The organism is Simiduia sp. 21SJ11W-1 (assembly GCF_024138675.1).
Lineage (GTDB): Bacteria > Pseudomonadota > Gammaproteobacteria > Pseudomonadales > Cellvibrionaceae > Simiduia.
In genome coordinates this window covers 1,495,276-1,508,243 of the sequence record NZ_CP090959.1, presented here as the reverse complement: position 1 = coordinate 1,508,243, position 12,968 = coordinate 1,495,276, and the positions used below count along the sequence as shown (strand labels likewise).

Annotated in this window: 10 protein-coding genes; 1 reads left to right on the top strand and 9 read right to left on the bottom strand. The window is 53.4% G+C overall.

Features of this window, described 5'->3' with window-relative positions:
- Positions 1–68: 68 nt before the first annotated feature.
- The 3 genes from L1F30_RS06675 to L1F30_RS06665 form a co-directional block, all read right to left on the bottom strand.
- Entirely contained in the window at positions 69–1,352 is a 1,284-nt protein-coding gene (locus L1F30_RS06675; RefSeq protein WP_253360920.1) for a TolC family outer membrane protein, read from the bottom strand.
- Positions 1,353–1,678: 326 nt separating this feature from the next.
- Entirely contained in the window at positions 1,679–3,055 is a 1,377-nt protein-coding gene (locus tag L1F30_RS06670; RefSeq protein WP_253360919.1) for an HlyD family type I secretion periplasmic adaptor subunit, read from the bottom strand.
- Positions 3,036–5,210 (bottom strand): type I secretion system permease/ATPase, encoded by a 2,175-nt coding sequence (locus tag L1F30_RS06665; RefSeq protein ID WP_253360918.1) that lies wholly within the window; start codon positions 5,208–5,210, stop codon positions 3,036–3,038. Before L1F30_RS06665 ends, L1F30_RS06670 begins: the two co-directional genes overlap by 20 nt.
- A gap of 51 nt (positions 5,211–5,261) precedes the next feature.
- On the opposite strand from L1F30_RS06665, the gene L1F30_RS06660 reads away from it, so the two are divergent.
- Positions 5,262–5,603 carry a hypothetical protein gene (locus L1F30_RS06660; protein WP_253360917.1) on the top strand — a complete coding sequence of 114 codons (342 nt, stop codon included), beginning with the start codon at positions 5,262–5,264 and terminating at the stop codon, positions 5,601–5,603.
- Positions 5,604–5,605: 2 nt separating this feature from the next.
- Here L1F30_RS06660 and L1F30_RS06655 read toward each other — a convergent pair whose 3' ends face one another.
- From L1F30_RS06655 to edd, 6 genes are all read right to left on the bottom strand, one after another.
- On the bottom strand, positions 5,606–6,607 hold the full coding sequence (locus L1F30_RS06655) for a LacI family DNA-binding transcriptional regulator (protein WP_253360916.1): 1,002 nt from the start codon (positions 6,605–6,607) through the stop codon (positions 5,606–5,608).
- Positions 6,608–6,683: 76 nt separating this feature from the next.
- Complete coding sequence (gene pyk / locus L1F30_RS06650; RefSeq protein ID WP_253360915.1) at positions 6,684–8,132, bottom strand: pyruvate kinase; 1,449 nt, start codon at positions 8,130–8,132, stop codon at positions 6,684–6,686.
- Positions 8,133–8,238: 106 nt separating this feature from the next.
- A complete protein-coding gene (gene gap, locus L1F30_RS06645; protein ID WP_253360914.1) occupies positions 8,239–9,243 on the bottom strand; it encodes a type I glyceraldehyde-3-phosphate dehydrogenase in 1,005 nt (334 codons plus the stop codon).
- 170 nt (positions 9,244–9,413) lie between these two features.
- Complete coding sequence (locus L1F30_RS06640) at positions 9,414–10,046, bottom strand: bifunctional 4-hydroxy-2-oxoglutarate aldolase/2-dehydro-3-deoxy-phosphogluconate aldolase (RefSeq protein WP_253360913.1); 633 nt, start codon at positions 10,044–10,046, stop codon at positions 9,414–9,416.
- A gap of 25 nt (positions 10,047–10,071) precedes the next feature.
- A complete protein-coding gene (gene glk / locus L1F30_RS06635; RefSeq protein ID WP_253360912.1) occupies positions 10,072–11,079 on the bottom strand; it encodes a glucokinase in 1,008 nt (335 codons plus the stop codon).
- Entirely contained in the window at positions 11,076–12,935 is a 1,860-nt protein-coding gene (edd, locus tag L1F30_RS06630) for a phosphogluconate dehydratase (protein WP_253360900.1), read from the bottom strand. Before edd ends, glk begins: the two co-directional genes overlap by 4 nt.
- Positions 12,936–12,968: the final 33 nt, after the last annotated feature.

The following is a 12,968-nucleotide window of genomic DNA, read 5'->3' as shown; positions in this document are numbered from 1 at the left end:
ACAAAAACGCCGGGGCCAGCCCGGTATAATGCCGGCAGCGCCGGCAATTTCTTTGTTCAGTTTAGCGGTTACTCGCCGCTTAAATAGGCCGTTAAATCACCCATGGCATTTAGAATGCGGTACTGGGCAAACAGCCGATCATAATTCGCGCCAATCAAAGAACGCTTGGCATCAAGCACTTCGTTTTCTGTGTTTAACAGATCTAGCAAAGTGCGTCGGCCAATGTTGAATTGCTGCTGATAGGCTTTTCGCGTTGAGGTGGCAGCGCGCACATGCTCTTGCAAATAGCGCAGCTGGCTGCTCACTGCCTCATAGTTGCTCCAGGAAAGACGCATACTTTCAACCACTTGGCGGTGGGTGTTGTTACGAACTTCACGGGCTTCTTCCAGCAGGTAGGCGGTTTGCGTGCGGCGCGCCTTATCGGCACCGCCATTAAACAGGTTGTAGCGCATACGCAGCGCCACTACAAAATTCTCATCACGCCCTTCAATGCCGCCAATGTTGTTATCCAGGCGTTTATCAGCCTCTAACTGCAACTGCGGCCAATAACTGGCATCACTCGCTTCGTATTGGGCTTTGGCAGCACTCACATCCGCCATGGCAGAAAGCAAGGTGGGGTGACGCTCTAACGCCATGCCAACCGCTGCCTCCATGGTGGGCGGCAAGGGCAAGGTTTGGTCTGGCATGCTCATGGCATTGGTGTCGGGCAAAAAACCCACTACCCGGTAAAAGTTGGTACGGGCGTCCAGCAAATTATTTTCAGCCACAACCAGATTACTGTTAGCCAGTGCCAGGCGAGCAGAAATCTGATCGAGGTCGGCCTTGCTGCCAACCCCTGAACGGTTCCTTAGTACCATTTGGTCGTAAATGTTCTGGTGCTGCTTAAGGTTTTCCTTGGCCAGTTTCATTAAATCCAGCTGGCGCAACAGGTTCAAATACACCTCGGCAGTGCGCAATGTCACCCCTTCGGTAGAGGCGAGCGCTAAAAAGGTTGCGCTGTCTACCCGCGCCTGCTGGCGGTCAACTTCATCAGCAGTGGCAAAGCCATCAAAGACCATTTGTCGCGCCTGCAGCGAGAGCTCGTTGCGGCTCATCGATACAGTTTCATCCAGTGTATTGGGGTTACGATTTTCTTCGTAGCCCACGCCGGCCGTGGCATCCAGCCGTGGCAGAAACCCTGCCTTGGCAAGCCCTACTTCAGCCTTGCGGGCGTCTATTTCGTGGCGAGCAGCCAAAATTTCCGGGTGGGATTCAAGGGTATGCTTAACGGCATCTTGCAGGGAGATAGCCTGGGCAGTGCTAGCGGCTCCCAACAAAAGGCCTGCAACTACAAGCGAACGAAATGCGATCATCTGCTACTAAAGCTCCTATAGGTCCGTCTACGTCATTCTTTTGAATGAGCAACAATGTGACCAATTTCACATTTTTCACCGTGAAAAAGCAAATACGGTGAGTTAAAACTTTATAAAGTGCATTTTTTTATAGCCAAGCGGTTATAAAACGGCGCATTTATACCATTAACGCCCACAAAGAATGCAGGGTTATTCCTGTGCCAGCCTATATTCTCTGAAGGAATAGGCAAGGAACAGGTTAAAACCCGCCACTTTTAGGACAAAAAACGAGAAGTTAATCGCATAGCTGGGGCATTTGGTTATATATGCCCCACTATTTGCAGAGGCTAGCGCTCTCTTAAGGCAAGCTGCTTAGTCTTGAGAATGGGCTTAAGAATATAGTCTAGGATGGTTTTCTTGCCCGTTAGAATATCCACACTCACCACCATGCCCGGAATGATCGGCAAGGGATTGGTTTCAGACCCTAGGAAGGCCACATCGGTTTCAATGCGCACCAGGTAATAGCTATTGCCCTCTTCATCCACAATGGTATCGGGGCTTATGTGTACAACCTTGCCCTGTAGCCCACCGTGAATGGCGAAGTCGTAGGCGGTTACTTTCACATTTGCCGGTAAACCCGGGCTTATAAACGCGATGTCTGATGGCCGGATACGTGCCTCTACCAGTAACTTATCTTCGTTTGGCACTATCTCTACGATATCCATACCCGGCTGGATCACGCCGCCGATGGTATCTACCATCATCTGTTTAACTGTGCCAGCAACCGGCGAGCGGACAAGCGTGCGCTTTACCCTGTCTTCTGCAGCCTTGCTGGATTGAAACTGGCGCGAAAGCTCGCCACTGGCCTCGGCCAACTCTTTCTGCACCTCCGACTGAAACATCAGGCGGCTGGCCTCCAGCTTTTCTTTAACCTCCTCAATGGCGGCTTTGGCCCGCGGGATGGCCAGTTGGGCGGCCTCTAACTCACCCAGCGCATCATTGGCTTGCCGCTCCAGGCGCAGCATTTCCACTTCCGATACCGCACCGTCTGCCACCAAGGGGCGGGTGAGGTTCAATTCGGTTTGCAGCAGTTTATAACTGCGCTCCAATTGATTCGCGCGCGCCAAAAGCTCACTGAGCTCCTGCTGCTTTTGAATCAACTGCTCTCGTATTACCTGCTCAGACGTGCGACGCTCAAGCTTACGGGAGCTGTACAAGGCGATCTCCTGCGCCACCACTTGCGGGGCGACACCGGGCAAGCCTTCCGGTGCAAACTCTTCACCGGCGGCCTCGGCCTCAAGGCGTGCAACTCTGGCCGTAAGCTGATCAAGGGTGACATTGGTTTCCTGGAAAGAAGAGCTGAACAGGGTATCGTCTATACGCAAAAGCGGTTGGTTACGGCTAACCACCTGCCCTTCGCGCACGAAAATCTCCTGCACGATGCCACCTTCAAGGTTTTGAATAACCTGCAATTTCTGCGAGGGGATGACACGCCCTTCCCCGCGGGTAAACTCATCTACCGCAGCCCAGGCGGCCCACACGAGCATGCACACCACAAACACCACAATGGCCCACAGCAATCGCTGCCCGCCCCTGGGGGTTTGTTGCAGCACCGCCGCTGCTGAAGAACTCATGTAATCGAGATCTTCTTCGTAGGGTGGCTTTTCTGCCGGATCTTCCTCTGCGCCAATAAAGCGGCGCCAATCAGTGAGCGGTTGATACACGTAACTGCCCTTTCTTTAATGCTTCGAGTACCGCGTCTTTCGGGCCATCGGCAATTAGCCTGCCCTGATCAAGCACGATGATTCTTTCCACCAACGAGAGCAGTGACGTTTTATGGGTCACCACCACGAGGGTTCGCCCCTCGGTAAGCTCTGCTAAATTGCGCTTTAATCGCTCTTCTGTGCTGTTATCCATCGCGGTGCTGGGCTCATCCAAAATATACATGGGCGGGCCGTTTAAGATAGCCCGGGCAATGGCAATACTTTGGCGCTGGCCACCGGAAAGTGCCGCACCACGCTCGCCTACCTGCCTATCCAGCCCCTGTGGATGCCGGTTAGCAAATTCCGATACGCCACTTAAATCCGCCGCGCGCAGCAAATCGGCATCGGTAGCGAGTGGATTACCGTACACAATATTTTCGCGAATGCTGCCAAAAAAGAGTGTGACATCTTGCGGCACAGAACCTATATGGGTGCGCAACTCGGCCGGGTCTATTTGGCTTAAATCAATGTTATCAACCAGCACCGCACCTTCTGTTGGCCGGTATAGGCCCGTCATCAACTTTTGCACTGTACTTTTGCCAGAGCCGATGCGGCCAATAATGGCTACATGCTCGCCAGGTGCAATTTTAAAACTCACATTGTTGAGCGCCCACTGCTTTTCCTCTGGGTAGGCGAAGCTCACGCCATCGAAGGCAATAGCGCCTTTTACATCTGTGCGCTGCACGAAGGGTTTTTGCTCATCACGCTCTTGAGGCTTGTTAACAATTTCCTCAAGTGAATCTAACGCAGCCTTGGTTTGGTGGTAATTCACCATTAAACCGGCAACCTGCGCCATGGGTGCCATAGCCCTGGCAGCTAACATCACACAGGCGATCAAGCCGCCCATGGTGAGTGACTTATCTGCAATTTCGTACACTCCCACAATCACTAACACAACCGCCGCAAGCTGCTGAATGGTACCTGCACCTACGGTTGTTGTTGCCGAAAGCAATCTGACCTGCTGGCCCCACTGCGCCAAATGGCCAACAGACTTTTCCCACAAGCGCTGCAGTTTTCCTTCTGCGCCAATGAGTTTTACAGTTTCCAGTGCGGTTAGGGTTTCTACCAAGGTGGCATTTTTTTGTGCAGACGATCGGTAGGTTTCTTCCACCGCCACATGCAGCTTGCGCTGCATCACCAGCGAGAAAACCAAAATCAGCGGAATTGCAATAATAGGCACCCACACAAGCGGCCCGCCCAAGTAGGCAATGACCAGCAAAAACAGCAACGTAAATGGCAAATCCACAAACGCCGTTACCGTAGTACTGGTGATAAAACTGCGAATCGACTCAAAATCCCGCAACTGGCTGGCGAACACACCTACCGAATGCGGGTGTGCTTCATAGCGCGCGCCTAGCACCCGCTCGAAAATAAATGCAGAAAGCTGAACATCGGCCTTCTTGCCGGCCACTTCAATAAAGTAGTTGCGCAAAAGCTTGAGCACCAGGTCAAACCCGTAAACAAGGCAAACTCCCATGGCCAGCACCCAGAGGGTTTCCAGTGCATCGTTAGGCACAACCCGGTCGTACACGTTCATCACAAACAGGGGGTTGGCCAGCGCGAATAAATTAATTAATACCGAGGCAATCAGTACGTCGCGATAGATGCGCCAGGAACGGCCAATAACCCGCCAAAACCAATGGCCCTGATGATTTGTGGCCAGGTTTTCGGTACGCGAATCGTAGCGGTGCTCGGGCTTGCAATAAATGCTGTAACCGCAATAGGTTTGGGCCAAGGCCTCTTCGGTGGTAACCAGCTCCCCCTCTGTGTGGCTATCGAGTAACAGCAGATCACCGTTGGGCTTGCGCTCAAGCAAGATTACCGCTTGATTGTTCTCAAGCAAAAGCACTACCGGCAGTACCAGAGAGGGGATGTCGGCTAGGCTGCGCTGCACAACTTTGGCAGAGAGCCCCGCCCGGCGCGCAGCGCGCACAAACAGCTCAGGTGTAAGGCAGTTATCTACCAGGGGTAAACCGGCAATCAGGGAGGTGGCGGAGCATTGGTGGTGCTCGCGTTTGGCCAGCGCCAGCAAACAATCGAGCAGCGGATCTTGATGCTGGGTGCTAATGTCAGGGTTCGGATTTACCAAGGCCTCTGAATTCATTGCTATGCTCATGTGTACACGTTAACCCAGCATAGTCTATGAAGCCCCCTTATAGGTCAACACATGCCCTACGTTAAGCGCAATGCCCATGGCCACATTGTGAGCCTGCACGCCACAGCTGAAGAGGCCAGCGAGCAACTGGCCAGTGAACACCCGGATGTTGAGCAGTTTTTAGCCAAATCCACCCTGCCCACTCCCGATGCCTACAAGCGCGCTCTGGCCGAATCAGATCAAGACATTGCCCGGGTAACCGAGGATTTAATTCACCTGCTGATTAATAAAAACATTATTCTGTTTACCGATCTGCCCAACATCGTGCAGCAAAAACTGCTAGACCGCGAGCGCCTGCGTTCGCACCTGCAACAACAAGAAGATAACTTTTTGGACGACAGCGAGCTGCTGTAAACCTACACAGATTCGCGCTGGATTAGCGTAGATTTCACACGCTGGTGCTGAACGGGGGCGTCAGCAGATTTCAGCTGCAGCAACAGTAATTGGGCGGCCTGCTGGGCCATGGCCATAATGGGCTGGCGCACTGTGGTAAGGCCCGGCCAGATTTGTTCGGCAGCAGGAATATCGTCAAACCCCGCCACGGCCACTTCAGAAGGAATTTTGCGCCCGAGTTTGTGGGCAAGCTTTATGGCCCCGGCCGCCATATCATCATTTGAGGCAAAAATTGCCGATGGCGGGTTAGCCATGAGCAACAATTTTTCCGCCGCATAATAGCCGGATTCAAAGCTGTTCATACCCTGCACCACAAGCTTAGGATCCACCGGTATGCCTTGGTACATTAACGCCTTGCGATAACCCTGGTACCGATTACCCATGGCCCGATGCTCCGGGTGCCCCAGAATATAGCCAATGCGCTTGTGACCCTTTTCCACTAGGCGCGTGGTCATGGCGAAGGCGGCTTCTTCATCGTTGGTCATCACGCTTGAGCAGGGAATGCCATCTTCGGCCGGTGCGATAACCACCACCGGTATATGCATTTCCATAAGCCTGCGCACCAGGTTTTCGTGATCAGATAAAGGCGGTGTTAAAACCACACCATCCACACGAGACTGCCGCACAAAATTGGCAACCTGGCTTTCCAGCTCGGCATCGGCGTTATCACAGGGGTGAATAAGCAGGTCGTAACCCGCCGGCCGGCACTCTGCCAAAATACCGCTTTGTACATCGAGTACGTAACTTGCCGAGGGGTTATCGTAAAGCAATGCAATCAGGAAAGAGCGATTGCTGGCAAGGCTTCGTGCCGACTGGCTTGGGTGATAACCCAGCTTATCAATGGCCTGCTGCACCTTGTCTCGGGTGGCCGGGCGAACATTGGGCTCACGGTTAACCACGCGCGACACGGTTTTGATAGATACACCAGCCAGTGCTGCCACATCGTCAATGGTTGCTTTCGCCACGCAATTCCCTACCCGTTGTGTTGCATGAAAAATACGCACCCGCCACATTGCGGGTGCGGTGTGTACTGAGGGCTAATTATTTAACAGCCTGCCCAACCCGTACAATTTTCATGGTATTGGTACCACCCAGAACGTTCATAAAATCGCCCTTGGTAATTACCACCAGATCACCATCAGTCACAATGCCGCGGCTCTTCAGCTCATCCACGGCACTTTGGTTCACCTGCTCGCTGGGAATTTCTTCGTTATCGAACGGGATGGTGTGCACACCGCGGAACAGCGCAACACGCGCCTGGGTTTCCGGCTGACGGCTAAAGGCAAAAATTGGCAAACCGCTGCGAATACGCGACATCAACAGAGGTGTGCTGCCAGACTCCGTCATACAGATGATGGCTTTTACACCCTGCATGCGGCTGGCCGCGAACATTGCCGAGATGGCGATGGCCTGATCCACCGATGCCAGATTCACATCAAAGGAGTCCACCGATGAGACGGCTTTGGGGTGGGTTTCCGCACCTAAAATTACGCGGGTCATGGCTTCAACGGTTTCAATGGGGTACTTACCCGCGGCCGTTTCAGCAGACAACATCACCGCATCGGTACCATCAAGCACGGCGTTAGCCACATCAAACACTTCCGCACGCGTTGGCAGCGGGCTGTTGATCATGGATTCCATCATCTGGGTGGCTGTAATAACCACCTTGTTGAGCTTGCGAGCACGTGAGATCAAATCTTTCTGAACGCCAATTAACGCGGCATCGCCAATTTCAACACCCAAATCACCCCGGGCAACCATAACTGCATCTGATGCGCAGATGATGTCGTCTAGGCAATCGGTATCGTTAACAGTTTCAGCACGCTCAATTTTCGCCACAATGCGGGCATTGCCGCCGGCGCGCACCAGTAAATCACGGGCCCGGTGGATGTCGCTGGCCTTGCGGGGGAAAGATACCGCGAGGTAATCAACACCAATTTTTGCAGCCAATTCGATATCGCGATGGTCTTTTTCAGTCAGCGCAGGCGCAGACAAACCACCACCCTGGCGGTTAATGCCCTTGTTGTTAGAAAGCACACCACCAACGGAAACGGTGCACAGGATGCGCGAACCCACAACCTGGTCCACTTCAAACACCACACGCCCGTCATCCAACAACAATACATCGCCAGAGCGCGAATCGGCAGGCAGCTCTTTATAGTCAATACCTACGCCTTCTTGGCTGCCGGCATTGGAATCCAACTCCGCATCCAAAAAGAACTTGTCGCCTTTTTGCAGCTCGATTTTGCCGTCTTTAAAGCGTGCAATGCGAATTTTCGGGCCTTGCAGGTCACCCAACACCGCCACATGGCGATTGTGTTTTGCGGCAAACTCGCGCACCAAGTCTGCGCGCTGCTGGTGATCTTCTGGCTGACCGTGAGAAAAGTTCAGCCGCACTACATCTACGCCGGCAACAATAAGCTTTTCAAGTACTGCCGGGTCGTCGGTGGCCGGGCCAAGGGTAGAGACAATTTTTGTTCTTCGTAACATAACCATTCCGTTAATTTCCTGATCGCACGGGTTTAGCCGTGCTGAGTGTGCAGTTGCCAAGAACCGCGCAATTAAAAGCCGCGGACATCACGGCTTTATTGGCAAATTACTTGGCGTTCATCAACGCAATGGTGTTGTCGAGCATACGGTTTGAGAAACCCCACTCGTTGTCGTACCAGCTCATCACCTTCACCCACTTGCCGTCAACCTTGGTTTGGCTGGAATCAAATACAGAGGAGTGCGTGTTGTGGTTGAAATCGATGCTCACCAGAGGTTCATCGTTATAGCCCAGCACACCTTTCATGGCGCCGCCGCTGGCTTGCTCGATTAGGGTGTTGACCTCCTCGATACTCGTTTCACGGCTGGCCAGGAAGTTAAAGTCTACAAGGCTTACGTTGATGGTGGGCACGCGTACGGCCATGCCATCGAGCTTGCCATTGAGCTCCGGCAGCACCAGGCCCACTGCACCTGCTGCACCGGTTTTGGTTGGGATCATAGACTGGGTAGCACTGCGCGCACGGTACAAGTCTGAGTGATACACATCGTTCAACTTCTGATCATTGGTGTAAGCATGCACGGTGGTCATCATGCCCTGCTCAATCCCGATGCTATCGTTCAATACCTTGGCGATTGGCGCCAAACAGTTGGTGGTACAAGAGGCGTTGGAAATAATCTGGTGATCTTTGGTGAGCTTATCGTGATTTACACCATATACAACCGTGATATCTGCATCTGCCGCAGGTGCAGATATGATTACCTTTTTAGCGCCCGCTTCAATGTGCGCACCGGCCTTGGCCTTGCTGGTGAAGATACCGGTGCATTCGTACACCACATCTACGCCTAACTGGCCCCAAGGCAGGTTCTTTGGATCGCGTTCAGAAAAAATCTGGATTACATCGCCATTGATGATCATGGCGTTGCCGTCTACTTCTACTTTGCCCGCAAATTTGCCGTGCACTGTGTCGTAACGCGTTAAGTGCGCATTGAATTTGGCATCACCCAAATCGTTAATGGCGACAATTTTAATCTGGTCTGCCAGCGCGCTTTCATACAATGCACGTAGCGTGTTGCGACCAATACGACCATACCCGTTAATAGCGACCTTAATCATTGTCTTTACCCCTGAAACTTGTCTTTAACTGAATCTGTGTGAGCACTTCGCACGCCTGTGGCGAGTAAAGTGCGGTTTCGGCCGGTGTACCGGCTCTGAATTAATGTGGCATTTCCTGCCTTTTTGGGGCTTCCAGCTCTGGCCCCTTTGCTATTGCACCAAATAATTTCTTACTGCTCGGCGGCGGCTCGCGCCTCACGGGCCAAGGTTTCAATACCTGCCCAATCACCTTGCTTCATCAAATCAACCGGAGCCATCCAGGAGCCACCCACGCACACTACGTTTGGCAGCGAAAGATAAGCCGTGAGATTTTTAAGGCTTACACCGCCGGTAGGGCAGAATTTCACCTGCGGCAACGGCCCACTGATAGATTTCAGCATGGGCACGCCACCTGCGGCCTCGGCAGGAAAGAACTTCAGGTATTTGAATCCGCGAGCCATTAGCGCCATAACTTCACTGGGAGAATTTACACCGGGCAAAATAGGCACGCCTGAAGCCAGCGCGGCATCAATCAATTCGGGCGTTGAGCCGGGCGATACAAGAAATTCAGACCCAGCGGCCACCGCGCGATCCACATCGGCAGGTGTATTCACTGTACCGGCGCCCACAATTGCGCCAGGCACTTGGGCTTTAATTTGCTTTATGGCTTCTAAAGCGCACTCGGTACGCAAGGTAATTTCAAGCACCGGCAAGCCACCGGCCACTAAAGCTTTAGCCAAGGGCACAGCATGTGCGATATCTTCAATAACCATCACCGGCACTACCGGTGCCGCTTGTACAACGCGCTCAATTGCAGTGTGCATAATGTTCTCGTCTTCGTTTAAATTTTTAAGAATGTTCAGCCAACAGGGCCGCTGCGCCAATAAGCGCGGGCTCGTCTGCAACAATTAAAAACACCGGAATATCTTCCACATAGTGGGTCATGACCGCCTTGCTACAGAAACACTCAACAAACTGGCTGGCCAAAAAGAACTCGCGGATCTTTGGCAAAATGCCGCCACCCAGGTAAACGCCACCGAGTGCGCCCACCGTAAGTGCCAGGTCTGCAGCGGCTGACCCCATCACCCGGCAAAAAAGGTGCAGAGTGTCTACTGCCAAGGGGTCATCGCCACGCACGGCCGCCCCACTGATGTCGGCTGCCGTTTTAGCAGCAACATCCAACCCACGCACCTCCGCGAGGCCTGCGTAAATACGCGCGATGCCAGCACCGGAAAGCAATGCCTCTTTGGATACGTAGCCAATCTGCTGCTGCAGCACTTTACACAGCGCCAGCTCTTCTTCGCCACAGGGGGCAAATGCCGTGTGCCCCCCTTCACCACTGAGCGGTAACCAACGGCCAGCCAATGGCACCAATGTCGCCATACCCAAACCGGTACCAGGGCCGATAATTGCGCGCGGGGCATTTTTTTGCGTACCTGGCTTTACTCTAATTACATCAGCTTCACCTAACGCACTGGTGGCATAGGCCAAGGCCGTAAAGTCGTTGACGATAAGTAGTTTGCGCAGGCCAAACGCTTCTTCAACTTCGCGAATAGAAAACGACCAATTGATATTGGTCATGTCTATGCGATCACCCAGTACCGGGCCTGCCAAGGCAACACACACGCGCGCGACGTCTACCCCCTGGAGCGACTCCAAATAGGCGGCCAACGAATCTTCAAATTTAGGGTGCTGGGCATTTGCAAAGGTTTGAATAGACTCAATGCAATAGTTGCCCGCACTGTCTACGCCGGTCACCAGCCCCCAGCGCGCATTAGTGCCGCCGATGTCTGCTACCACATAGGGGAATACATCGGGCTGTGCCAAGGGGCTATTTACGGTAGCCAATGCACTCATTGCTTGCCCTCGTCTACATCAAAGTCGAAACTGCGCGCGCCGAAGGCGGCGCCAGTTACCTGTGAGCGCAGCGCTGCAAACAGCTCGCGCCCACACCCGTACTGGTTGCCACTTAAATCAGGCATAGTGCTAATGCGCGAGGCAAACTCTGCCTCATCTACCAGCACATCGAGCGTACCTTGTTCACCATCCAGGCGAATCACATCACCGTTTTGCACCTTGCCAATAAGGCCGCCATCGGCCGCCTCGGGTGTTACGTGAATAGCCGCTGCCACCTTGCCCGATGCGCCACTCATGCGGCCATCAGTTACCAGGCCCACTTTAAAGCCCTTGTCTTGCAAGCTACCCAGAATGGGAACGAGCTTATGCAGCTCTGGCATACCATTGGCCTTTGGCCCCTGGTAGCGCAGTACCGCAATGAAATCCTTTTCAAGCTCTCCACGCTGGAAGGCTTCAATAAATTCCGCCTGGCTGTGGAAAATAATGGCCGGTGCTTGTTGCACGCGGTACTCGGCCTTCACGGCTGAGGTTTTAATCACTGCGCGGCCGAGGTTGCCTTTCATCACCTTCAAGCCACCATCGGCGGCAAAGGGGTCTGTGGCCGGGCGCAGAACACTTGTATCGTGCGATTCGGCAGGGCCTGGCACCCACTGCAACTTTCCGTCGCGCAACTGCGGTTCTTCACGGTAGGCATTCATACCGGATTTCGTGGAGGTTGTGAGCACGTCTTCGTGCAACAAGCCTGCATCTAACAAAGTAGAAATCAAAAACGCCATGCCACCAGCGGCCTGGAAATGGTTAATGTCTGCCACGCCATTGGGGTAAATTTTTGTGAGCGACGGCACCACACCTGAAAGCGCCGAGAAGTCATCCCAAGTCAGCTGAATACCAGCGGCGGCAGCCATTGCAACCAAATGCATGGTGTGGTTGGTAGAGCCACCGGTTGCCAGCAAGCCGATAACAGCATTGACAATGGCTTTTTCATCTACCACTTGCGCGAGCGGGCGATAGTCATCGCCACTTTTCACAAGCTTCAACACTTGCTCGCTGGCGGCGGCAGTTAACGCATCACGCAGCGGCGTGTTGGGGTTTACAAACGAAGCACCAGGCAAGTGCAGGCCCATAATTTCCATTAACAACTGGTTGGAGTTAGCGGTGCCATAAAAGGTGCAGGTGCCGGGCGAGTGATAGCTGGCACTTTCTGCAGCCAGCAACTCTTCACGCCCCACTTTGCCTTGCGCAAACAGCTGGCGCACGCGGGCTTTTTCATCATTAGGCAAGCCGGAAGGCATAGGGCCTGCGGGCACAAAAATCATTGGCAAGTGCCCGAAAGACAATGCACCAATCAGCAAACCGGGAACAATCTTGTCGCACACACCCAAACACAGCGCGCCATCAAACATATTGTGCGAAAGCGCGATGGCAGTAGACATTGCAATCACATCACGAGAAAAAAGCGAAAGCTCCATGCCCGCCATGCCCTGGGTAATGCCATCGCACATAGCGGGTACACCGCCGGCAAACTGCGCCACCCCACCTGCCTCGGCAATCACTTTTTTGATTTGCTTTGGCGTATCCTCAAAGGGCTGGTGCGCCGACAACATATCGTTATACGAAGACACAATGGCGATATTAGGCACATCCGATTGCGACAACAGCTCTTTATCCGTGGTGCCGCAGGCAGCAAAACCGTGAGCCAAGTTGCCACAGGGCAGGGTTTTGCGGTGTGGGCCTTGCTCTGCTTGCGCGCCCATGCGCGCAAGGTAATCGGCGCGGCTGGCTTTACTGCGTTCGCGGATGGTTTCGGTAACTTGAGCGACCACTGCATTGAGCTCAACTTTAGGAAATTCTGACATGTGACCCCTTGCGCTTTGTTGCGTCTGGTTCTG